The 24,722-nt window shown below is 41.4% G+C and carries 22 protein-coding genes; 2 read left to right on the forward strand and 20 right to left on the reverse strand.

All coding sequences use genetic code 11. From position 1 onward, the window contains the following. Positions 1-95: 95 nt before the first annotated feature. From ACR2F3_RS03330 to ACR2F3_RS03380, 11 genes are all read right to left on the reverse strand, one after another. Entirely contained in the window at positions 96-1,136 is a 1,041-nt protein-coding gene (locus ACR2F3_RS03330) for a helical backbone metal receptor (RefSeq protein WP_432708560.1), read from the reverse strand. Positions 1,137-1,156: 20 nt separating this feature from the next. Beyond that, positions 1,157-1,333 (reverse strand): hypothetical protein, encoded by a 177-nt coding sequence (locus ACR2F3_RS03335; RefSeq protein ID WP_432708561.1) that lies wholly within the window; start codon positions 1,331-1,333, stop codon positions 1,157-1,159. Between the two features lie 41 nt (positions 1,334-1,374). Beyond that, the gene (locus tag ACR2F3_RS03340; protein WP_432708562.1) at positions 1,375-2,646 is read right to left on the reverse strand and encodes a glucose-1-phosphate adenylyltransferase; all 1,272 of its coding nucleotides are present in this window, start codon (positions 2,644-2,646) and stop codon (positions 1,375-1,377) included. 10 nt (positions 2,647-2,656) lie between these two features. Then, a complete protein-coding gene (locus ACR2F3_RS03345; protein WP_432708563.1) occupies positions 2,657-4,063 on the reverse strand; it encodes a glycogen synthase in 1,407 nt (468 codons plus the stop codon). A gap of 57 nt (positions 4,064-4,120) precedes the next feature. Further along, on the reverse strand, positions 4,121-5,371 hold the full coding sequence (locus ACR2F3_RS03350; RefSeq protein ID WP_432708564.1) for a sulfate adenylyltransferase subunit 1: 1,251 nt from the start codon (positions 5,369-5,371) through the stop codon (positions 4,121-4,123). Then, a complete protein-coding gene (gene cysD / locus ACR2F3_RS03355) occupies positions 5,371-6,297 on the reverse strand; it encodes a sulfate adenylyltransferase subunit CysD (protein ID WP_432708591.1) in 927 nt (308 codons plus the stop codon). The genes ACR2F3_RS03350 and cysD overlap by 1 nt, the downstream gene beginning before the upstream one ends. Continuing rightward, the gene (locus ACR2F3_RS03360; RefSeq protein ID WP_432708565.1) at positions 6,287-6,988 is read right to left on the reverse strand and encodes a phosphoadenylyl-sulfate reductase; all 702 of its coding nucleotides are present in this window, start codon (positions 6,986-6,988) and stop codon (positions 6,287-6,289) included. The genes cysD and ACR2F3_RS03360 overlap by 11 nt, the downstream gene beginning before the upstream one ends. Then, positions 6,985-7,572, reverse strand: a complete 588-nt coding sequence (locus tag ACR2F3_RS03365) for a precorrin-2 dehydrogenase/sirohydrochlorin ferrochelatase family protein (protein WP_432708566.1) — start codon at positions 7,570-7,572, stop codon at positions 6,985-6,987. The genes ACR2F3_RS03360 and ACR2F3_RS03365 overlap by 4 nt, the downstream gene beginning before the upstream one ends. A gap of 10 nt (positions 7,573-7,582) precedes the next feature. Further along, entirely contained in the window at positions 7,583-8,374 is a 792-nt protein-coding gene (gene cobA / locus ACR2F3_RS03370; RefSeq protein WP_432708567.1) for a uroporphyrinogen-III C-methyltransferase, read from the reverse strand. After that, positions 8,371-10,464, reverse strand: coding sequence for a HEPN domain-containing protein (locus ACR2F3_RS03375; protein ID WP_432708568.1), 2,094 nt, complete (start codon positions 10,462-10,464; stop codon positions 8,371-8,373). Before ACR2F3_RS03375 ends, cobA begins: the two co-directional genes overlap by 4 nt. 245 nt (positions 10,465-10,709) lie before the next feature. Then, a complete protein-coding gene (locus tag ACR2F3_RS03380; RefSeq protein WP_432708569.1) occupies positions 10,710-11,546 on the reverse strand; it encodes an alpha/beta hydrolase in 837 nt (278 codons plus the stop codon). A gap of 135 nt (positions 11,547-11,681) precedes the next feature. On the opposite strand from ACR2F3_RS03380, the gene ACR2F3_RS03385 reads away from it, so the two are divergent. Next, the gene (locus tag ACR2F3_RS03385; RefSeq protein WP_432708570.1) at positions 11,682-12,506 is read left to right on the forward strand and encodes a hypothetical protein; all 825 of its coding nucleotides are present in this window, start codon (positions 11,682-11,684) and stop codon (positions 12,504-12,506) included. Between the two features lie 64 nt (positions 12,507-12,570). Beyond that, positions 12,571-13,476, forward strand: a complete 906-nt coding sequence (locus ACR2F3_RS03390) for a hypothetical protein (protein WP_432708571.1) — start codon at positions 12,571-12,573, stop codon at positions 13,474-13,476. A 152-nt stretch (positions 13,477-13,628) separates the two neighbouring features. Here the strand turns inward: ACR2F3_RS03390 and ACR2F3_RS03395 are convergent, their stop codons facing one another. The 9 genes from ACR2F3_RS03395 to ACR2F3_RS03435 are packed head-to-tail and all read right to left on the reverse strand — an operon-like array spanning position 13,629 to position 24,645. Beyond that, positions 13,629-15,002, reverse strand: coding sequence for an MFS transporter (locus tag ACR2F3_RS03395; protein ID WP_432708572.1), 1,374 nt, complete (start codon positions 15,000-15,002; stop codon positions 13,629-13,631). A 37-nt stretch (positions 15,003-15,039) separates the two neighbouring features. Next, positions 15,040-15,699: a bifunctional 4-hydroxy-2-oxoglutarate aldolase/2-dehydro-3-deoxy-phosphogluconate aldolase gene (locus ACR2F3_RS03400; protein ID WP_432708573.1), complete on the reverse strand. Its 660-nt coding sequence runs from the start codon at positions 15,697-15,699 to the stop codon at positions 15,040-15,042. Then, positions 15,689-16,699 carry a PfkB family carbohydrate kinase gene (locus ACR2F3_RS03405; protein WP_432708574.1) on the reverse strand — a complete coding sequence of 337 codons (1,011 nt, stop codon included), beginning with the start codon at positions 16,697-16,699 and terminating at the stop codon, positions 15,689-15,691. The genes ACR2F3_RS03400 and ACR2F3_RS03405 overlap by 11 nt, the downstream gene beginning before the upstream one ends. A 1-nt stretch (position 16,700) precedes the next feature. Then, the gene (gene uxaC, locus ACR2F3_RS03410; RefSeq protein ID WP_432708575.1) at positions 16,701-18,101 is read right to left on the reverse strand and encodes a glucuronate isomerase; all 1,401 of its coding nucleotides are present in this window, start codon (positions 18,099-18,101) and stop codon (positions 16,701-16,703) included. Between the two features lie 20 nt (positions 18,102-18,121). Continuing rightward, the gene (locus ACR2F3_RS03415; protein ID WP_432708576.1) at positions 18,122-18,937 is read right to left on the reverse strand and encodes an SDR family oxidoreductase; all 816 of its coding nucleotides are present in this window, start codon (positions 18,935-18,937) and stop codon (positions 18,122-18,124) included. Continuing rightward, positions 18,937-19,776, reverse strand: coding sequence for a 5-dehydro-4-deoxy-D-glucuronate isomerase (kduI, locus tag ACR2F3_RS03420; protein ID WP_432708577.1), 840 nt, complete (start codon positions 19,774-19,776; stop codon positions 18,937-18,939). Before kduI ends, ACR2F3_RS03415 begins: the two co-directional genes overlap by 1 nt. 27 nt (positions 19,777-19,803) lie before the next feature. Beyond that, a complete protein-coding gene (locus tag ACR2F3_RS03425) occupies positions 19,804-21,456 on the reverse strand; it encodes a UxaA family hydrolase (RefSeq protein ID WP_432708578.1) in 1,653 nt (550 codons plus the stop codon). Next, positions 21,453-22,973 carry a tagaturonate reductase gene (locus tag ACR2F3_RS03430; protein ID WP_432708579.1) on the reverse strand — a complete coding sequence of 507 codons (1,521 nt, stop codon included), beginning with the start codon at positions 22,971-22,973 and terminating at the stop codon, positions 21,453-21,455. The genes ACR2F3_RS03425 and ACR2F3_RS03430 overlap by 4 nt, the downstream gene beginning before the upstream one ends. Before the next feature lie 7 nt (positions 22,974-22,980). Further along, positions 22,981-24,645, reverse strand: coding sequence for a glycoside hydrolase family 28 protein (locus tag ACR2F3_RS03435; RefSeq protein WP_432708580.1), 1,665 nt, complete (start codon positions 24,643-24,645; stop codon positions 22,981-22,983). Positions 24,646-24,722 lie beyond the last annotated feature (77 nt).

Raw genomic sequence — 24,722 nt, forward strand, 5'->3', positions numbered from 1 at the left:
ATCATTTAGGTTAAATGTTATTATCATTTGAGTAACAGTATTTTTTAAGAGTTAAATGTAATTAATCATTTCATAAGTTAATTATTTTTTAAGAGTTAAATGTAATTAATTATTTCTTTTCCTATTCTTCTTCCCATAGCTTCTGCATCTCTTATGCTTCCTTTTTCTTTTGACTGGAGTAAAATTTCACCATCTTTACTAAGAAGAACAGAATTAAGTTCTAATTGATTATCTTTAACTCTTGCAATAGCTCCAATTGGCCATTGACATCCAACTCCAATTTCTTCAAGAATAATTTTCTCAGATAAAACTTCTTGGAATGAAAAATAGTGATTTAATTTTTGGAGAGTTTCTTTTTCTTTTGAATCTTTTCTTGTAATAACTGCTAATGCACCTTGGTACCAGGAAAACATTTCCCCGTCAACCAGCCTCACTTCCGTGTAAGGTAATACTTCCTGAATTTCCTGGATATGTTTTTGGCCAAAAGGATATGGTTCTGATGACAATAGAATTAAATCAGGCCGCAGCGCTGCCAGGTCGGCAAGTTCAACTTCGGGATAACGTGGTGTGTCCACCACATTGTGTATACCGTTTAAAGCCATCAGGTGATCGATGAACGTACCTTTTCCAGCGGCCATGTATGGTCCGCGCCAGATCAGGTATACTGCCGACCGCTTGATCTGGTGCCGGAGCGCCAGGGTTTGCAGGTCGTTAAAACCTGCATTAATCAGGTGATTTAAGTAAGCGGCCTCTGGTGCGCGATCCACCAGTTCGCCAATTTGTTCAATTGCTTGTTTAGCACTATCAAGGTCGTTCACATCACTCATCCACACCGGAAATTCCTGCATCAGCTCTTCGATCTGGTGTTTCTGGTTTTCTTCTTTATTCCCAATGATAAGGTCGGGCTTCAGGCTACGAATTGTGTCAAGGTTAATATTTTTTGTGCCGCCAATGGTGGTCTTCCCATTTACCTGAGCAACTGGATGAATACAGAATTTGGTAACACCTACAATCTCCTGATTTAAACCCAGGTCAAATAACAGCTCGGTTTGCGAAGGCACCAGGGAAATGATCCTTTTCGCTGGATATTCGATCATCACTTCACGTTGTAGTTGATCCCAAAAGGTTCTTCGCATAACCCAAAGATAACAAACGCTTATTCATATTTCAAGGCATTTACAGGGTTTGCAACAGCTGCACGATAGGTTGCAATGGCAATGGTCATGCTAATAGCGGTGAGTAAAAACGACTCTAAAAGAAATTGGTACATCAACGATCTCCGCAATGCACCAATCACTTTTTTAAAACCTACATCTTTAGCGCTTTTTAGCATGTGCCATAGGCATGTGGATGAATCCACCCCGTTTGATAGTTTTAAATCACTGTACCATTAGGAATAGTCGCTCCTTTTTTGATCACGATGATACCGTCTTTAACTGCATAAGTACCAAAATCACCATCTGGCAGATGTGGACCACCTTCAATACGCACATCGTCTCCAATCCTACAGTTCTTATCCAGAATAGCGTTACGAATAATACAGCGTTCACCTACACCAATCACTGGATTGCCTAATTTCGTTTCTTTCTCTATTTCAATCAAGGTCTGGTAACTGTCGCTTCCCATGATATAGGCGTTTTCTATTTTAGTGCCTTTGCCAATGCGCGCCCTTATTCCAATTACCGCATGTTTAATATCGTCGGCTTGCAAAATGCAGCCTTCTGCAATAACGGTTTTGTCGAGTGTTGTTCCAAGAATTTTTGATGGCGGTAGCATCCTCGGACGTGTATAAATACTGTGGTGACTGTCAAATAAATTAAACTTAGGGATTTCGTCTGTTAAGCCAAGGTTCGCCTCAAAAAATGAAGATATATTACCAATATCTGTCCAATAGCCTTCATATTGATAACTTAATACCCTATAGGAATTAATCAATCGCGGAATAATTTCTTTGCCAAAATCTTTTTCATCAGGATTCTCTGCGAAAATCTTAATTAACAATTCCTTGTTGAAAATGTAAATCCCCATAGAAGCTAAATAATTACGGCCTTCTGCCTGCATGGTTTCACCAGTATCAGACGACCAATCCTTTAACATCTCCGAATTAGGTTTCTCAGTAAATGACGTAATCATGTGCGTTTCGTCTGCTTTGAGAATACCAAAATCAGTAGCCTCTTTCGCCGTTACCGGAATAGTGGCTAAAGTAATTTCACAACCGCTGTCAATGTGTGCATTAATCATTTCATTAAAATCCATCTGGTAAAGCTGATCACCTGATAAGATTAATACATATTCAAAATCGTGGTTGAGCAAGTGGTGCATGGTTTGACGCACAGCATCTGCTGTTCCTTGAAACCAGGTTGGATTATCTGGCGTTTGTTCTGCCGCAAGAATATCAACAAAGGCATCACTGAAATGGCTAAAATGATAGGTGTTTTTAATGTGCTTATTAAGCGAGGCTGAATTAAACTGCGTTAACACAAACATTCGGTGAATACCTGAGTTGAGGCAATTAGAAATGGGTATATCCACTAAACGATACTTTCCAGCAATTGGAACAGCAGGTTTGGAACGGGTTTGGGTAAGAGGTGATAATCTGGAGCCCTGGCCACCGCCAAGAATTACTCCTAACACTTTTTCGGTCATATCTATGTTTTTATATTTGGTACAGGTCTATATATTCTTGTGCGGCTTTATCCCAGGAATGGTCTATTTGCATAATTGTTTTAAGTATTTGTTTCACTCTTTTTTTGTCCTGATAGAGCTCAAAAGCTCTACCCATAGCATGTCCAACGTCCCAAACGCTGGTTTGGTCGTGGCAAATGCCAAATCCTCCATCACCTATATCAATCACCGTATCTTTTAATCCACCAATCCGTCTTACAATAGGAATGGTACCATAACGCAATGCATACAACTGATTTAAACCACAAGGCTCAACCCTTGATGGCATCAATAAGAAATCGGCACTGCCATAAATCTGATGCGACAAGGCTTCATTATAACCTATATAAGCATTGTAGTTACCTGGGAACTGTTCTTTTAATTGTGCTAAGCGGCCCTCCACCTGGGGGTCACCTGAGCCTAAAACCAGCACACTTATCTGGCCATTAGCTTGACTTAAAGCATTATAAAAAATATCAGGTAGCAAATCCGCCCCTTTTTCCCCTACTAAACGACCAATAAAAGTAAATAATGGATTTTCTGGATTCAGGTTAAAAACACTACAAATATCAGCTTTGTTTGATTTTTTGGCACTTTCTACAGTTTTTAAGCTATATTTTTTGTGAAGCATCTCATCATGAGCAGGATCCCAGACATCATTATCAATTCCATTAAGGATTCCCTTTGATTTCCCTCGTTCCTGAGCAAGTAAGGTTTCTAAACCATTCGCCCGGTAACTGATTTCGTCAAGGTAACTCGGAGAAACCGTTGAAATCCTCCAGGCACACTTAATCGCGGCAGCCAATGGGTTTATGGCACCGTTCCAGTCCAGCTGCCCTGCTCTCCAGGCATCAAATGCAGGAATATAATGTAATTTGTCCCATCCGAATTGCCCTTGATACTGGGCGTTATGGATGGTGAGTACTGAAGGCACCAGGCTCAACTTTCTATACCTGATGCAGTTAGACATCATAAAAGGAATGAGTCCGGTATGATGATCATGGCAATGCACCACCTGTGGCGTGTGTTCCCATTGCGCCATCCAATCTAAAACAGCAATCTGAAAGGCCAGAAAACGTTCTGTATCATCTGCATAGCCGTATACCTGGGGTCTGTCGGTAAGGCCTGCAATGTGAACAAGGAAAAGGTCGAAGCCTAATTTATTCGTTTTTTCTCTAAATATCCTTACGGTAAAATTCTGGAAGCCCAGCTTTCCCCAGCCGTCATAAACTACCTCAAATTCGTTCTCCCGCATAAAACGGGTATCATAGGCGGGCATAACAACCTTCGCGAAATGCCCTAATTTGTTCTGATATTTTGGTAAAGCGCCTACTACATCACCTAATCCGCCTACCTTGGCTACCGGGTAACATTCGGCACTTACGTGTATAATCTCCATAGTTGATTGTTTGAAAAATCAACTTAAAGTATGGAATATTTAGTGTAATAAAAACAATTATTCAACAATGGCCCGAAACATCAGTGCAGCAACTGTTAGATTGGTTCTACTGTCAATTAAAATCGCAGAGCCATTAGCCTTATTTTCAGTATATAAGTCAAACGGTAGCACAGAAGCCGTTTTTACAACCACCCTACCAATTTCGTTAAGAGAAAAATCATAGGCCTCCTTTTTTTCCAAGGTGTTAATATCAACTTTAAATATGATTTCGTTGATTTTACATTTAGTTACCTTACTGTTATGTTGTATAAGGTAGGTTATGTTTTCATCCAATGGACGTTTGTCCATCCAACAAATATCAGCCTCAATCAATTGTGAGTGTTGCGCCAAGTGGTTGGCATTAACCAACATATCACCCCTGCTAATGTCAATATTGTCTTTTAAATGAATGGTAACAGACATCCCAGCATGTGCTTCTTCCGGTGACTGGTCGAAGATTTCTATCCTTTCAATTACAGACTGGTCTCCGGAAGGCAGAACTGCCACCTTATCGTTAACTTTAAATGACCCGCTCAATATACGACCTGCATATCCTCTATAGTCATGAAGTTCATCTGTCTGAGGCCTGATTACCCATTGTACAGGCATTCTGGCGTATGGAGATTTTTCGCCCCCATCAACATCAACATTCTCCAGGTAATGCAATAGACTATCTCCTTTGTACCATTCCATATTTCTGGAAGCATGTACAATGTTATCGCCTTTTAATGCACTTACAGGAATAAATGTTACATCACGTACATTCAGCTTGCTTGCCAGCACTTTGTATTTGTCGGTAATAGATTGATAAACATCTTCACTGTAATCAACCATATCCATTTTATTCAAACACACCACGATGTTTTTAATGCCTAATAACGACACCAGGTAAGAATGCCTTACTGTTTGTTCAACTACGCCATTTCTGGCATCAACCAAAATAATAGCCAGGTTAGCTGTTGAAGCCCCTGTTACCATGTTCCTGGTATATTGTATATGTCCTGGTGTATCCGCAATAATAAACTTGCGGTTCTTGGTCTGGAAGTATTTGTAAGCTACATCTATCGTAATGCCTTGCTCCCGTTCGGCCCGCAAACCATCAGTTAAGATAGCAAGGTCAATTGTGCCATCATCGTTTTTACGATTCGACTGTTGTAAAGCTTCCAATTGGTCTGCAAGAATAGAATCAGTATCATATAATAAACGCCCGATTAAGGTGCTTTTCCCATCATCCACACTTCCTGCGGTAAAAAACTTCAATATATTCATTAAAAATACCCTCCTTTTTTGCGGTCTTCCATTGCGGCTTCCGATACTTTATCGTCCATCCTGGCTCCACGTTCACTTATTTTCGATTGACTGATTTCTTCAATAATATCGTCCAGCTCGGTAGCTTCCGAAGCAATAGCGGCTGTGCAACTCATATCACCAACAGTACGAAAACGTACCATTTTGGTTTCTACAAGATCTTCATGATCCATATTTAAAAATGGAGAGGCCGCCATTAACTGGCCATTTCGGGTAATACACTCACGTTCATGAGCAAAATAAATAGATGGCAATTCCATCTTTTCCCTCTTAATGTAATTCCATACATCGAGTTCCGTCCAGTTACTAATCGGGAAAACCCTTACATTCTCGCCTTTGTGGATTCTGCCATTATAAATATTCCACAATTCTGGGCGCTGCCTTTTAGGATCCCATTGGCCAAATTCATCACGTACCGAAAAAATACGCTCCTTGGCCCTGGCCTTTTCTTCATCCCGGCGTGCGCCACCAATACAAGCGTCAAAACCATATTTCTCAATGGTATCCAATAGCGTTACCGTCTGCAAAGCATTTCTACTTGCATTCTTACCTTTTTGTTCCACTACTTTACCGGCATCAATCGACTCCTGAACATAACCAACTAGGAGTTTCTCACCAATACGGTTAATCATCTTGTCTCGATAATCGATAGTCTCCTCAAAGTTATGACCCGTATCAATATGTACTAATGGGAAAGGAAACTTACCCGGACGGAATGCTTTTTCAGCCAGCCTAACCAGGGTGATGGAGTCCTTGCCGCCTGAAAACAACAAAGCGGGTTTTTCAAACTGACCGGCTACTTCACGTAAAATATGAATAGCCTCCGCTTCTAACTCATCTAAATAATCTAATTTAACCATACTCTTTTCAAATCTTTTAAGTGGCATGTAAACCACATTCTTTTTTGGATTGATCTTCCCACCACCATCGGCCGGCTCTGAAATCTTCTCCTTCACTTACAGCTCTGGTACACGGCGCGCAACCGATACTCGGAAATCCTTTATCATGTAATGTATTGTACACAATATTGTTCTCTTTCACATAGGCCTTCACCTGGTCCAGGCTCCAGTCAAAAATCGGGTGATATTTTAATAACTGGTTTTGCTCATCCCATTCAATATTCTCCATGTCAAGCCTGTTGGCAGACTGCTCCGCCCTGATCCCTGTAACCCATATCTTTTTGCCCTCTAAAGCACGCTTTAAAGGTTCTATCTTTCTAATCTGGCAACAGTTTTTACGGTTCTCTACCGACTCATAAAAACTATTGGGCCCTTTCTCCTGCACCATCTGCTGCAAGGTTTCTGTTTGGGGAAAATAAGCCTTGATCGGCTGTTTATAAATTTCCAGTGTTCTGTTCCATACATAGTAAGTTTCTGGGAACAACCTCCCGGTTTCCAGCGTAAACACTTCTATGGGAATATTATTTTTAAAGATCAAATCGGTTACGACCTGGTCTTCCCAGCCAAAACTTGTTGAAAAAGTAACCAAACCCGGATATTGCGTTGCAAAGTACCGCAACACTTCAACAGGGTCTTTGCCTTTAATTTGTGATATCAGGTGTTCTATCTCTAATTTCATTGTTTTTTATTTTCAATCAGCACCGAAGTAATTTCGTTGAGTACCTTCACTTTTTCGGTAAAGTCACCTTCTAATGTAAGTCGCAAGGCAGCCATTTGCTGTAATGCTAAATCTATATCGTCAGGTAAACTTTCACTTAAAACCTCTTTTAAACGTTTAGCCACGGTCGGCGATTTACCATTAGTTGAAATGGCAATTTTCAGATCACCTTTTTTGACCACCGATCCCAGGTAAAAATCACATAGTTCAGGCTTGTCTGCAAAGTTGACTAACAACTTACGCGCTTTAGCTGCAGCCTGGATTTCCCGGTTAAGTATCTCGTTATTTGTTGCTGCAAGCACCAGGTTTACATGATCAAGATCCTGTACCTCAAATTGCTTTTGATGTAGACGGACATTTGGAAAATAACGGATAAGTTCTTCCACTTCCGGGATGATTTCCAATGCCACTACCGTTACCTGGGCTAAAGGACTGTTGGTTAATAGCGCATTTAATTTCTCTAATCCAACGGGGCCTGCGCCAACTACCAATGTGTGTAGCGTATGCAATTTTAAAAACACCGGAAATAGTGGGTTACTTTCCATAAAACATCCGTTATTCTTCCTGTAAAGCGCGATAAAAGTCTTTTATGGGCTGAAATGATGGGTGAAGTGAAACCACTTCTCCAAAAATCAGGAGTGCTGGTGCTTTAATATTCTTCTCGATGATCAATTCTTCAATCGTATCAACAATCCCAATGGCTAATTTTTCATCCACCATAGAACCACTTTGTATCACAGCTACCGGCAATTTATTCTTTCCTTCGTTTTGAAAGAGTTTTACAATTTCGGCTATCTTGTTCAGACCCATTAATACCACTACGGTAGCTTTGGTCCTTGCTGCCTCGTAAAGGTCGCTCGATAACTCACCAGAAGCAGTAGTACCGGTTACCACCCAAAAACTTTCACTTAATCCACGATGGGTAACAGGAATTTGTTGTAAGCCAGGAACCGAGATGGAACTCGATAAACCAGGAATCACTTGGGTAGGAATACTATAATTTAATGCATAATCAAGCTCCTCATAACCGCGGCCGAAAACAAATGGATCACCGCCTTTTAAACGAACCACGTGCCCATAATTCATGGCATAATCAACCATTAACTTATTAACTGCGGCCTGAGAATAAGAATGTGCACCAGAACGCTTTCCTACATAGATTTTTATAGCTTCCGGACTCGCGTAATTCAATAATGCTTCATTAACCAATGCATCATATAAAACTACATCTGCAATTTTTAAGGCATTAGCACCCTTCATGGTAATTAATTCAGGGTCGCCAGGGCCGGCTCCAACCAGTGTTATTTTAGGTTCTTTAAATCCTTTAGTTGTTTTATTTAAAATCATAATTGAAACGCCTCCTCCCTTTTAGTTTTCATTTGTTTATAAAAGCGTTCCGCAGCTTCAATATAAGCTGTCGCAAAACTTTCTGTTGGTTCATGTTTATTAATTTGTAAAATCTGATCGCTAAAACTACCTTCCAGCGCTATTTCGCCGGAACTCACATAGTGCTGGTCAAAATCCCTGATCACCCCTGCCTGTGTGCTGCTGCTCACTCCCTTGTCCAATAATAAAGCTTTAGCTGTACTTACTTGTACTGCATAAGCATGGTAAATTGCATCGGCCCAGGCCTGGTTTTCAAAGGAACTTTTTGCCCAATCTAGTTTTTCTTCCGCTTCAACTAATAAGGTTGCTACCAGGTCAATAATAACCCCTGCACATTCACCTACACCAATTGCTGTCTGAAAGGTTTCTTCGTGCCCCCAGTCTACATACTCTTCTTCCTGCAGGTTAGTTAAATCAGCTAATGGCTTAATCAGCTGATAAAAATAGTCCTTACCCAAACGATCATAATAACTGTGAAAATTTTCTCCGGCTAAGGCGTTGGTGCTATAGTCATTCAAAACAACACGTAAAACCGATGTCGCACGTTTTGAAGGGACCTTAATAATTTTCTCTGCAACCCTGCCAATGCCATCTCCAACCGTTCCGCCGCCAAGCAAAACCTGTACTGCCGGAACAACCTTGCCATTTGCTTTTACAGAACTTCCATGAAAACCAATGTGCGCCAAACCATGCTGTCCACAGGAGTTCATACAACCACTAATTTTAATTTTAATGTCCTTGTTGAAAATCAGGTGAGGGTATTCTTCATATACAAGATCTTCCAATGTTGCAGCCAGCGTCATGCTGTTTGATATACCCAGGTTGCAAGTATCTGTTCCAGGGCAGGTGGTTACATCAGCAAGGCTGTCAAAACCCGTAGCAGCAAGGTTAATTTCTTTTAAATTTTTATATAAGGTGGGTAATGCTTCTTTCCTTACAAACTTTAGTAACAAGCCCTGGTTTTGTGTTACCCTAATTTCGTCGGCTACATATAAATGAATCGCATCAATCAGTTCACGCGCCTTGAAAGTTCTGATATCGCCTACCGTAACTTTAATATAAACGCCATAAAAACCTTGTTGCTTTTGTTCGAAAACATTGGTCGCCAGCCAGCGTTGATAATCCAGGTCTTTTTCTATTCCAGTGTCTTCAAATGCAACTACCGGTGGTAAATTTGGAAATGAAACTGCGTCGCGGTCAATAGGGTAACTTTTAACCTTGTTGGCAATACGCTCTTCATCAATCAACCTTAATACTTCTTCAAGCCCAAGTTTTTGCACCAGGTATTTCAGGCGTGCTTTATTCCGGTTTGATCTTTCGCCATAACGGTCAAATACGCGCAACACTGATTCGGCATACGGAACAATCTGATCTTCTGGAAGAAATTCATGAACCACATGAGCTAGAAAGGGCTGTGCGCCTAAACCACCGGCAAAAAGCACCTTAAAGCCTCGTTCGCCTTGTTCATTTATTTTGGGGATAAAACCCAAATCATGTATATAACTAAAAGCTGTATCGTTCTCTGTAGCTGAAAAAGCAAACTTAATTTTTCTTCCCATTTCCTGACAAATAGGATTACGAAGGAAATAAGAAAAAAATGCATGTGCATAAGGCGATACGTCAAACAATTCCTGAGGGTTAATGCCTGCATCCGGCGAAGAGGTTACATTTCTAACGGTATTGCCACAGGCTTCCCTAATGGTAACATCCTCACGCTCCAACTGATCCCAAAGCTCAGGCGTTCGGTCTAGACTCACATAATGCATTTGTATATCCTGCCGGGTAGTTAAGTGAAGGTTACCGCTTCCATACTCATCTGCCACATCGGCTATCCGAAGCAATTGTCTGAAAGTCATCTTTCCAAATGGCAGTTTTATACGGATCATTTGTACACCAGGCTGCCGCTGACCATAAATCCCGCGTGCTAGACGTAAACTTCTAAATTTTTCATCATGGATAGCACCTTCTCTATAAAGGCGGATCTTCTTTTCGAGATCTATAATGTCTTTTTCTACTATCGGATTCTCAAGTTCGGTTCTAAAGCTTTGCATGTTGATTGTGCCATTTTAATTTTAAAAAAAAACTTCTTTAGTTTTTGACTGAAGAAGTTTTACAATATCCACCCCATTACAGTCTAAGTGCTGCTTATACAGATTAGGGACATCATATTATAATAAACCTGGTTCGTGTTGTTCATCCTTGCAAATATATAAAGTATATAGGATATATAGTCTTTATATACATAATATTTTAAATATTTATACTAATTAGCTGTAATGATTAGTATTAGCCGTTTCTATCCCTTAAAAAAATTATTAAAAAACAGAAATTGATAGCCGATAGCGTTCTTCCAATACTTCCAATCGTGGTTTCCTGGTCGGCTAATAAAATCATGATTGATATTGTTATACTTCAGTTGCTCGTGAAATTTCAGGTTCACCGGATAGAAAAAATCATCTTCGCCACAATCGATTAAAAGCGCTAATTGATTCGTTGAAAGCAAAGGAATCATCTCCATTACACTATTTTCTTTCCAAATCGCTGAATTAGATGCATAATTCCCTAATCGTTTGTAAATTTCCCAGTTGCCCGGAAAAGGCCTTAAATCCAGTCCTCCACTCATACTTCCTGCAGCACCAAATACATCCTGGTGTTTGATAGCTAAAGAAAGCGCACCATGACCTCCCATACTTAAACCCATAATGGCCCTGCCCTTTCTATCGGCAATCGTATGATACCGTTGATCAATCCATCCTACCAACTCATTTGACACATATGTTTCGTATTTCCAGGTGCTATCAACCGGACTATCAAAGTACCAGCTATTACGGCCATCGGCACATACAATAATCATTTGATATTGGTCAGCATAGTCTTTTATCGCAGGCGTTTTTTTAATATAGTCTGCGTAGTTACCCCCATAACCATGTAGTAGATAAACTGTCGGATAACGTTTCTTCTCGCTATATCCTTCGGGTAATATCACTACTGCCGTTATCTTCTTCTTCATAGACTCGCTATAAGTAGCAACGGTATCAACCGAAGCCGCCATCGTTACCTTGGCGAAGAAAATTAATAAAAAGGTAAATAAAATACGGCTAACTAACTGGCTGTTCTTAAAAAACGTATACATGTATCATGATTTGTGAACGCTAAAACTAATGATATGCCCATTAAATTGCAAACCTCCTTTCTGCTATCTAAAATATTAAATATTTTTTTATTCAAACAAGTTTAACACACATTTGAACATAAAAATTATATAAACATGAAAATAAAGCTAATTTACCTGATGTCATTATCAGCCTTCGTCAGCGTGGCCAGTTGCAGCAAGTCGAACCCGCCTGTTACACCAGAGAAACCGGTTGTAACAGTTCCCGTTCAACCTCCGCCAACAACCAATCCGCCAGCAGATAACCCGCCACCCTCTACTGCTAAACTGCTTCCCGTAAAAATAGAAGCTCCCGGACAATCCATTCTGTTTAAATATGTCGGGGAAACAAACTCCCTGCTATCGGTTGATGATGGCGCCGGAAAAAAGCTGACCGTCACTTATAAAGACAACCAGATGAACGGTTTAATAACCCATCAGGGCAACAAGTTTTTTTATGTTGATTATTGGCGTGATAAACAGGAACGTATATATAAAGTGGATCAGTGGTCCCAAACTAGCAGCGAAGACATTCATTTGGGTTACTACACAATTAAATACAACGATCAGCAGCAAATGACCGAAATCAATTACTTTTCACCTAATAACAAACCTCTCCACACAAAAACATTTATGTACGATCTACCCAATGACCGAATGGGTAGCATCACCGAAACAAACGGTACAGAAACTACTAAATACACTTTTGACCTTCAAAACGGCCTGTTTAAAAATGTAGCCAATGCCCAATTAATCGCAATGGAAACCGGAGAGAATTTTTTTCTATCTGCCCAGCACAACCTGCTTAGTATCACAAGTACAAACCCTAAAAATAACATGACCTGCAATTATGAATACAACGCTGATGCCTATCCAACCTTAATAACCTGGGAAGCACTAAATGTTAAAATGACTTTCAAAGTAAGCTATAAAACACTTTAAGCTTGGTGGTCCTGATATAATCGTAGGTTTGTTAAATATCCAGCCTTATATTAGGACCATTCAAATGGCATTAAAGATTATTAAATTCATCTTTTTCGGCAATTACTTCATTGGTTTACTGGCTGTCGCCTTAACAATTGAAGCTACAGTACAATTCAAGTTACCATTTAACAGCTTAGCTTACTATGCTATGGTTGCCTGTGCACCCGTAGTTTACTACACCTATGCCTATATGGGTGTTAATAAGCTTAGCGAAACAAGCAATCCCCGAACACAATGGTATATTGATCATCAGCAGTTGACCAGGAGAAGCCAAACAATCCTTTCTCTTGCCTGTCTGTTACTATTGATACACTTGTTTTGGATACACTTAGATACCCTTGTAACCCTCCCAATAAGTTACTGGCTTACTGCTGTCTCTATTGTAATGATTGCCTTGTTGTATTATGGCCTGCTGCCCACTTCCTTTTTTAACCTTAACCTACGCAACACAGGCTGGTTAAAGCCTTTTATCATTGGTTTTATATGGGCATGCACCGCCAATGTACTACCCTTAATGATGCTTCGTTTAGAAAGCAAAACCGTCGATATCCAAAGCACCATCTGGATATGGCTGTTCATTAAAAACTGGATGTTTTGTACGGTCAACGCCATCATGTTCGATCTTAAAGACTACGAAGTTGATGCCAACAGGGAACTTAAGACTTTTGCCGTATGGTTTGGGTTAAAAAACACCATATTTTATATCCTCATTCCTTTGTTGTGTATAGGCTTGTGCTCCTTATTAATCTTTACCAATTTTCAGAATTTCCCCACAATAACCATCCTATTTAATATCATACCTTTCCTGCTCACCATAATCGTCGCTTATTCCATGATCAGAAAAAAAGAAATCCTGTTTTATCTGATCGTCATCGACGGGCTGATCCTGATAAAGGCACTTTGTGGCATTGCCGGTGCAACGCTTTAATACCAGTGAAGAATGGCAAACAACTATGATCGCATTGCTTCAAACTACGATTAGCTCAGTCGATTGGTGTTTTTCAACGCATTGAATCCGCGGTTTACAAAAAAAACCAGGCCCTAAAGCCTGGTTTTAACCACAATCACTAATAAACCAACTTATAAATCTGTAATAGGTTTGTATTTAGGCACTAATGCTTTCATAATCGACCATGCAAATAGGTAGGCAACGGCACAAATGGCAAACATAATGGTATACCCTGTTTCCGTATGACCTAGTGCTTTATAATGGTCAAATAAAGCACCACCTAATTTAGATAATACCACACCACCCAATCCTCCTGCCATCCCGCCTATTCCTACAACTGAACCGACTGCTTTTTTGGGAAACATGTCTGATACTGTTGTAAAAATATTCGCCGACCAGGCTTGGTGCGCTGAAGCCCCAATTCCAATTAAAACCACAGGAATCCAAAAGGTAAGGTGTCCGAGTGGCTGCGCCGCAAGAATGACCAAAGGAAATAATGCGATAACCAACATGGCCTTCATCCTGCCGTCATAGGGCGAGAATCCTTTATTGATGAAATACATCGGAAACCATCCGCCACCAACACTTCCAAACATGGTCATACTATACAATACGGCAAGAGGAATCATAATTGCCGTGTTGTCCATCCCATATTGTACTTTTAAGTACGATGGCAACCAGAATAAGAAAAACCACCATACGCCATCAGTTAGAAATTTGCCAATGGCAAAGGCCCAGGTCTGTTTATAACCCAGCAACTTTACCCAAGATACTTTTTTAGCCTCCCGTTCTGACGAAGTTGGAACAATACCATGCTGATCTGGATCTGTTAAGATGTATGCCAATTCATTTTTTGATAAACGCTTTTGTCTTTCCGGGATTTCATAAAAGATAAACCAGAATATAAGCCATAAAAATCCCACAGCTCCAATAACTACAAAAGCAGCTTCCCAACCATACCTGTGTGCAATCCATGGTACTGTAAGGGGTGCCAAAATTGCTCCAACGTTAGCTCCCGAGTTGAAAATACCCGTAGCAAACGATCGTTCTTTTTTAGGGAAATATTCTGCTGTCGCCTTTATGGCAGCCGGAAAATTTCCTGCCTCTCCAATCGCCAATACAGCTCTGGAGATAATAAATCCTACCACAGAAAAGGATAATCCGGTAATACCTGCAATACCTAGCATAGATACCATTCCCTGGCCTAGTGGAATGGCCTTGGCATGTAAAATAGCACCGAGCGACCATACAATTATGGCTACTGCATAACCCCATTTGGTACCTAATTTATCAACTATTCGGCCTGCGAATAACATGGAAAGGGCATATACAAACTGGAAAGAGGCCGTTATATTCGCATAATCGGTATTACTCCATCCAAATTCGGCTTCTAAAGTGGTGTGTAACAGACTTAACACCTGTCTGTCTAGGTAGTTCACTGTCGTTGCAAAGAAAAGCAACGCACAAATTGTCCAGCGGTAATTGCCGGTTTTAACTTCGTTCATGTATTTGGTTTTGGTTTTTGGTTGGTATTCTTTATTCTTATCTGACCTTTCTAATGATCTCCATCGTCTTATTGGTCAGTTCTGTTAATTTTTCATAATTCTGATTAGCCATAATTTCCTTACTTACTAGTTTACTGCCCATGCCTACGGCACAAACACCTGATCTAAACCAGTTACTGATGTTCTCTTCCTCAATTTCTACCCCACCAGTTGGCACGAAAAACTGACCGGGAAATATATCTTTGATGGAAGATAAATAGGCAGGTCCTAATAAATTGGCAGGAAACATTTTTATAATTCCTGCGCCCATTTGGTGTGCAACATTAATTTCACTTGGCGTATAACAGCCTGGAATCCATAACAAACCCCCTTCATGAATCAATTCGCCCACGGCAGGATCAATAACCGGACAAACCACAAAGTGTGTTCCTGCATCCAGAAAGGCTTGAGCTTCCGCTGTGTTCTTAATGGTACCTATTCCTAAATGAAGGTCAGGCATTTCGCTGTCCACCTTCTCAATCAGGTACTTAAAGTTTTCTAATGCTTCTTTACCCCTATTGGTATATTCAATCACCCTTATACCACATTTGTATAGGGTTCTCATAATCTCAAGGCTTACATCCGCATCCTCAAAAAAGAACAATGGCAATAAGCCCTGTTCCTGGATAGCCTTTATTGTATTTTCTTTAGTTCTCATAATTCTTAACCTTCTCCATAATTTCTGCTGGTTTTAAATTCGTAGCATCGCTGGCAACAAATAGCTTAGAAAAAGCTGCTGCCGTTGCAAAATCCAAGGTTTCTGCAATAGACTTCCCTTGGTAAAGGCCATAAATTAACCCAGCCATGTAGCAATCGCCACTGCCTACCTTGTCCACAATTTCAGCTGCAAAGTATTGTTTGGATACCTGAAATTTTCCTTCGGTAAAAAGTGTTGTGTAGTATTTAACCCCACCTTCTTCGTCAAAACGAAAGGTATTAGCTACCGTTTCACAATTGGGAAAGCGTTCCTGAATAATCCTCGAAGTCTTTTCAGCCTGCTCAAGATAGTTTTCCTTTCCGCTTAAATCGGCAGGTACAGGAATTCCAAGCATCTTTTCTGCCGCCCAGATGTTACCCATAATTACTGTACAATATTTTGCCAGTGCCGGTAAAACTTCAACTGGTTCTTTACCGTATTTCCATAAAAGGGCACGGTAATTTAAATCGACAGAAACAGTAATATTTCTCGCCACAGCTTCTTTTAAGGCTTCCTCACAAACCGCTGCGGCTGCCTCACTAACAGCTGGGCATATCGCACTGAAATGGAACCAGGACACGTCCTTAAAAACATCCTCCCATTTAACATCTCCGGTTTTTAAGGTCGAGAACGATGAGTACTTTCTGTCGTAAATCACGCTCGAATTTTTCAGGTCTTTCCCTTTATGCAAGTAATAGAGCCCTACCCGCTCCCCCTGGAACTGAACAGCTGAATGATCGATCCCTAAATCACCAATATACGCTACCAATTGTTCGGTCATGGCATTCTTGGGCAAGGCAGTCATATAAGCAGATGGCATTCCCCATAACGACAGGGCGGTTGCTACATTGAGCTCAGCACCCCCAATATAAAAAGGCAGGTTGTTTTCCCTGATCCAGTTCCCCTCGGCATCCGGACAAATACGCAGTAACAACTCACCGAAACTTAATATCTTCCCCATATTAAACCCCGAAGTAATTTCTTGCATTATGAAAGCAAATGTCTTTCACTACTTTCCCTAACCATTCCATATCATCAGGTAACTCGCCATTCTCCACATCCTCACCCAGGAGGTTGCAAAGCAAACGCCTGAAATACTCATGTCTCGGGTACGACAAAAAGCTTCTGGAATCTGTTAACATGCCCACAAAACGACTTAATAAACCCATGTTGGAAAGTGTGTTTATCTGTTTGGTCATGCCGTCTTTTTGGTCAAGGAACCACCAGGATGATCCATACTGGATCTTTCCAGCCACGGTACCATCGTTGAAATTTCCAATCATCGTAGCAATCAGTTCGTTGTCGGCAGGATTTAAATTATATAAAATCGTTTTGGTAAGCTGGTTGCTGCTATCCAAACGGTCTAGAAATTTCGATAACATTGGTCCTTGTTGAAAATCACCAATAGAATCCCAACCTGTATCCGGACCAAGACTACTCAATAAACGAGAATTGTTATTTCTTAATGCACCTAAATGATACTGTTGAACCCATCCTTTTTCATGATCCCAAATAGCAAAATGATAAAGCATGGCCGATTTAAACTGCAGGATCTCGGTATGCGTAAGTGGTTTTGCGGTAATGATTTTATCAAAGATTCCATCAACTTCTTCATCCGTGTAAGCTGTCGCATACATCTGCTCCAGGCCATGGTCTGAAACCCGGCATCCTTGTTCAGCAAAAAAATCATGTCTGTTTTTTAATGCCCCAAGGTAGGAATTGAAGTCAGTGATCGAATGGCCGGAAACCTCTTCAAGCTTGCTAATATACGCCACCAGCACTGTTTGATCCTCAGCCTGCATCGCTTTGTCTGGCCGGAAAGCCGGTAAAACTTTTATTTCAAAACCTTCCGACTTAATCTGCTGGTGGTAAGCCAGGTCGTCGATAGGGTCATCGGTGGTAGCCACCCATTCTACCTTCATTTTACGCATTAAATTGCGCACTGAATATTCTGGAGTCTGCAATTTTGCCGTACACTCGTCGTAGATTTTACGTGCCGTAGCCGGCGACAAAATATCATAAATATCAAAATATCGTTGCAGCTCCAGGTGTGTCCAGTGGTACAAAGGATTACGTAACGTATAAGGAACCGTTTCTGCCCACTTTTCAAATTTCTCCCAGTCGCTTTTATCTCCGGTAATGTATTCTTCTGCAATTCCATTGGCACGCATGGCACGCCATTTATAATGATCACCATATAACCAAACCTGCGTAAGGTTCTCAAAATTTCGGTCTTCAGCGATCTGGTCAGGTGGCAGGTGACAGTGGTAATCAATCACTGGCATGTCCTTGGCATATTGGTGATATAATCTCTCTGCCGTTTTGTTATTTAATAGAAAGTTTTCGTCTATAAATTTTTTCACATCATTTATTTTTATTTCGTTTAAACTCCTCCAAATACAGAGAAGCCGCCATCCACACAAATCATGGCACCAGTTACAAATTTCGAAGCATCACTTAACAGAAATACCAAAGCGCCTTTAAGTTCATCCGGATCGCCGAAACGTTTAAAAGGTGTTTGCTTAATCACTAAACCACCCCTGTCTGTGTAACCACCTCCAGGTAGTGTCAATAAATCACGGTTTTGTTCAGTCAGGAAAAAACCTGGTGCAATGGCATTCATCCTGATTTTTTCGCCATAACGGTTGGCCATTTCCACAGCAAACCATTGGTTATAATAGTCTACGCCGGCCTTACCCATGTTGTAACCCAACACCTTGGTAACAGCACGTTTAGAGTTCATCGAAGAAATATTTACGATACTACCCTTACCAGTCTCGGCAATAGCGGCACCAAACACCTGGGTTGGAATAATGGTACCCCATAAATTTAGGTCCATCACCTTTTTCATTCCTTCCAGGTTCATCTTAAAGATGTCTTCTTCCGGCTTAAGCACACCCTCCGGCTGGTTACCGCCTGCGGCGTTCACCAGGCCATCGATTTTGCCAAATTTCGCTAACACCTGGGTACGGCATTCAATAAGCTGTTGCTCATTCATCACGTCGGCAACCAAAGCAATCGCCCGGCCACCCTTTTCATTAATGGCATCAGCACGCTCCTGTGCAACCTTAGCATTCCTGCCTAAAATTCCAACCGCAGCTCCTGCTTCCACAACGGCTTCCACAAAGGCGCCACCCAAAATTCCTGTTCCGCCGGTTACAATAATAACCTTATCTTTCAATGCGAATAAGTTTTCCATTAGCGTAACTCTTGTGTTAATACCTGGTCCATATCAGCATAATCAAGGTTTTCACCGCCCATGCCCCAAATAAAACTGTAGTTTTTTGTGCCGCAGCCAGAGTGGATACTCCATGATGGCGATAATACCGCATCGTGGTTAGCCATAAAGATGTGGCGTGTTTCCTGCGGCGAACCCATCAGGTGTAGCACACGCTGATCTTCTTCCACATCAAAGTAGAAATAAGCTTCAGCCCTTCTGTCGTGCGTATGTGCCGGCATGGTGTTCCATACACTTCCCGTTGCCAAAATGGTCAAACCCATCACCAACTGGCTACTCTGAATACCATCTTTATGAATGTACCTGATAATTCTACGTTCATTTGCGGTTTCCAGACTTCCTAAAGTGGCTGAGAAAGCTTCCTCTGTTTTTAATAAGGTTGTTGGATAGGATTTATGGGCTGGGGTAGACAATAAATAAAATACTGCAGGGTCATTTGCCGAATTACTTTTAAAACTTACTTCTTTCACCCCTTTACCCAGGTATAATGCGTCCAGTTTACGTAATGAATAACTTGTGCCATCGGCAACAACCTCACCTTCACCACCCACATTGATAATTCCCATTTCTCTTCTTTCCAGGAAATACTCAGCGCGTAAATTGGAATAGTTACTTAGTTCTACCGTTTCTGTAACCGGGTAGGCTAATCCCACAACCATTCTTTCGTAATGTGAATAAGTAAACGTCGCCTTATTTTCTTGTTTTAAGTCCGTTAGTAAAAAACGTGACCTGATCTTCTCCGTATCGTAAGTTTTAAAATCATCCGGCGCTACCGCATGTATAATCTTCATGTCCTTCATTTGCATTATTTGTTATTGGTAATATAATTATAATGATATTCCTCTTTTCCAAGGTATGAAATCATCTTGAATATGTTGTACTGCCTTCACCTGGATGTGGCCGCTTGCTACATCAATCACGTAATTTAGAATCCTTTCCCCAGCTTCTTTAATGGTTTCGGTGCCTTCGATGATGGTGCCGGTATCGACATCAATAATGTCGTTCATTTTGTTAAATAGCTTGGTATTGCTCGAGATTTTAACCACTGGGGCAATTGGATTGCCGGTTGGCGTGCCCAAACCGGTTGTAAACAACACCACATTGGCCCCCGACCCTACCTCTGCGGTAGTCGATTCTACATCGTTACCCGGGGTACACAATAAGTTTAAACCCGGTTTTGTAACTTTTTCGGGATAATCCAATACAGCCACCACAGGTGAGGTACCCCCTTTTTTTGCGGCTCCGGCCGATTTTATGGCATCAGTAATTAAACCATCTTTGATATTACCTGGCGAAGGGTTCATATCAAAACCTGATCCCGCTGCTGTTGCCCTACTGCTGTAGGTACCCATTAAACTCGCAAATCGCTCCGCATCGTGCTCATCGATACAGCGGTTTACCAGGTTTTGCTCTACACCACATAATTCGGGAAATTCTGCCAAGATCACAGAACCTCCCAAGGCAACCAGCAGGTCTGACGTATAGCCGATGGCAGGATTTGCCGATAATCCCGAAAAGCCGTCCGATCCGCCACATTCTAAACCGATACACAGCTTGCTCAATGGTGCTGGTGTTCTTACGTGGTCATTCGCCTGAATTAAACCTGCAAAAGTTTGTTTGATGGCTAAGGATAGCACATCGGATTCGGTACCAATATGTTGCTGATCGAGCACATACAAGGGTTTATCAAAGGCCGGACTTCTTTTTAAAATCTCTTCCTGTAAAATACTCACCTGGGCATTCTGGCAACCTAAACTTAATACAGTTGCACCGGCAACATTGGGATGTGTGATGTAGCCTGCCAATAAACCACAAAGGGTTTCAGAATCCTGGCGTGTACCACCACAGCCGCCGGTATGGGTCAGGAATTTGATGCCATCCACGTTTGGAAACAGCTGGTGTTTTTTCTCCCGGTCTTCCCGATGGGTAACCTGTGCATTTAAAATCTCTGCCACGCCAGCACCTTGCTGATAAAGGGCCATCAGCTCCTTGGCTTGTGCCTGGTAAGTTTCATTCCGACCATAACCCAGGTTGTTCAACAGCGCTTCCTGTATTACTTCAAGGTTTCTGTTTTCACAAAACACCATCGGTATCACCAGCCAGTAATTTGCTGTTCCTACCTGGCCGTCGCTACGCTGAAAACCATTAAAAGTACGGTGCTGCCATCCAGTTACATCTGGTTTGTTCCAACCTAGTTTTTCGTTCGTCACGTGGAAATCTGTGGCGGCATGTTTTACATTACTCGTGCTGAGCAGACTGCCCACAGGCAGTTCTACCTGCGCCGTACCCACTAAAACGCCGTACATGATCACTTGCCCGCCTGCTTCCAGCTGACTGGTGTTAAATTTATGTTTCGCTGGTATATCGTCTTGTAAAATATAGGCTTCCCCGTCATAATTAATCACTTCACCTTTAACCAGGTCGGTCAAGGCAACCATTACATTATCATTCGGGTTAACCTTTAATACGCGGTGTTTCATGATGTTGGTGTTGTATAGTGTTGATTGAAATCTGACAAGGCCGATTCTATCCCCTTTTCTAAAATATTGGTGTAATGCAACCGAACAGCGTCTTTAAATCCAGGGAAATCATTTAAGTCCGTACCCCAGAATGTACTGTCATCAAATACCTGCTCAAAATAACCTGCATCGCCAGGATGTGCAGCATAAGCCGAAGCAAAATGTGCCGCCTGGTCATCCTGTATCAGGTATTCCAACCCTCGATACTGGCCATAATATTTGCCATCCTTTTCCTGCGATCTCATGAACATCAGATAGGAAGCAAAACCAAAGGCCAGGTGTGCCGGCGTTTCCAGGTATAAGGCATAATGTTCTTGTAATAATGGAAAAACCCTTATTTTCATCTTCATGGTGTATTGCACCGTAATGCCCAGCCATAAATGTGCAATGTAAGGATTAGCAAAACGGTCCAGTACTATGTTCGAAAAAGCAAAGGCCTCTTGTTCATCAACCTCATATGGAATAGCCGGTATGATATCTTCCTGCATTACCGTTTTTATATATTGATAAAGAGTAGGTTCATTCATTCCATTTTTAACGGTATCGATGCCACTTAAAACGGCTATACCGCAGCTAAGTGTGTGGGTACCGTTTAATAAACGCACCTTCAATTCTCTGTATTTCTCAATATCTGATGTAATCACCACACCTGGGTCAACCTGACTAAAGCTTAATATCGACGCTAAACTTTCGTCGCCCTCAATGGCCCAAAGGCGATAAGGTTCTACCATGGCCAGCAACTGGTCTTCGTACCCTAATTTTGCAGTTAAGTCAGCAAACTCCTGACCAGCAGGTTTTCCTGGAACAATTCTATCCACCAACGAGTTGCAGAACGTGACGTGAACATCCAGCCAGGCATTAAAAGCATCACCAAGCTGATTGTATGCCGCAATTTCTCTGACAATCGTTTTTAATTTAGCGCCATTGTCTGGAATTAACTCTGTTGGAATAACCACCAAATGGCCAGCCTCGTCCTTAAGCATTTCATATCTTCTGTACAGGATGGCCACTAATTTTGCCGGAAAAGAAACCGGCGGGTTTTGCGCGATGCTTTCTTCCACCAGGCTTAAACCCACTTCTGTGGTATTGGAAATAATTACTTGAAGGTCTTTGCTTAAGGCCAGATCCAGAATAGACGACCAGTCGGCATCTGCAGCAATCACCCTGCTAATGGCCGAGGAAATGATATTTTCTTCCACCGCCTGTCCTTGTTCCAGCCCCCTTACACATAGGGTGTATAAATTATCTTGCCTGCTAAAATCCCTAAGGTCACCCTTATTAGTTGATTTTACCACCACCACACGGCCATTAAATACCCCTGCCCGGTTGGCTTTATCAATAAAGTAGTCTGGGAGCCCCCGAAGTAAAACTCCCGTACCAAACTGAAGTACTTTCTCTGGTAACTCAAACAGCCCCGCTGTTGGTAAACTAACCGCCGAAGCGGCTACATGTTGTATATTCTCTTTTGACAGAATCATCTTAATTTTATTTAATACGTAGTGATTTTGGGGAAGTTCCTTCCTGATAAGTTACGGCTGTTGTTCCTTGTTTGATGTCTATACCCTGAGCGGTGATATTTTTGCTGTTGGCACCGCCAACATGAAATAACACTTTTGCTTCTTCATAGTTTAAACCCTTAAACTGAATATCTTTACCATTCATTACACTCACAAGCGGATTGGCTTCGCCAACCACCAGGTTGATGTGATTGAAATGAATGTTGCGTCCTTCCTGGATATCGATACCTTCTGTTGCTTTAATTGTGAGTTTGTCGAAATAAAGGTCGCTAATGCTCATTTCCGGCAATCCACGCACAAATACAGCTTTCTCCGCACCATCGCAAACCACGTTACTAATGTGGAAGTTTCTGAATACCGGTGTCTCTGCAGTTACTGGTAATAACTTTACCTTAACCTGCGCACGTTTTTCGCCTGTTAAAGGGATGGGATCAACGGCTGCATAATACATATCGAATAGGATGGCTTCGCCGGCAATGTCTTTCATATAGATGTTTTTCGCATGAATGTTCTCCACTACACCACCTCTTCCCCTGGTGGTTTTAAACCTTAAACCAATGTCGGTTCCAATAAAGGTACAGTCAGACACAAAAATGTTTTTCGCCCCGCCAGACATTTCACTGCCAATCACAAAACCACCATGAGCATGGTAAACAGTACTGTTGCGGATAATTACATTCTCCGTTGGCATGCCGCGTTCTCTTCCTGCTGCATCACGACCCGATTTAATACAAATACCGTCGTCACCTACATCGAAAGTACTTCCTTCTACCAGTACATTTTTGCAGGATTCGATATCTAAACCGTCCCCATTCTGTGCGTACCACGGGTTTTTAACATATACATTCCTTACCACAATATCCTCACTCATTAAAGGATGCAGGTTCCACGCTGGAGAGTTTTGAAAGGTCACACCTTCTAACAAAATTTGTTTACATCGATTAAAAACAAGCAGATTCGGACGTAAAAAGTCTTTCACCGCTTCATAATCTGCTGTAGTTTTATTACTGGAAATCACGCCAGCATCCTTTGTCAAGGAACCTTTATAACTTTTTTCAGAAGGGTACCATATTCTTTTTGCATCATCCACACGACCACCTGAAGCCACTAATTTTTTCCACTGATTTTCCGTTAACTTTTCTCTTTTAACCATGCGCCAGGCTTCACCGGCCCCATCAATAATGCCGTAACCAGTAATGCCGATATTGGTCTCTCCGTTAGCCCATATTGGCGATTGGTTACGCATTTGTGGTAATCCTTCCCAGTTACTTTTCACTAAGGGGTACTGATCGAAATCTTTGCTAAACTGCAGCAAGGCATTTTTTGCCAGGTGCAGGTTAACATTGCTCTTCAGTTCAATGGGTCCGGTTAACCAAACCCCTTTAGGAATAAGCACTACCCCACCCCCCTTTTTGTGGGAGGCTACAATAGCTTCATTTATACTTTTTGTATTCAGGGTAATGCCATCGTTAATGGCACCAAATTTTTCTATACTAATGGTATCTTTTTTAAATAGCGTTTCTTTTACGACAGGTAAATTATCGAAGGAATATGTGGGGTCGCTTTGTTGTGCGCTTAAGCCGAAAACGACAAAAAGAGATAAACTCGCGAGGAGTAAATGGCATTTATTCATATACTTGGTTAGTTAATCGTTTGCAACCTGGCTAACAAGTCTACATAGTTTTATGACGGAATAAAAAAAATGCTCAA

This window comes from Pedobacter sp. (assembly GCF_045627485.1).
Classification (GTDB): Bacteria; Bacteroidota; Bacteroidia; order Sphingobacteriales; family Sphingobacteriaceae; genus Pedobacter.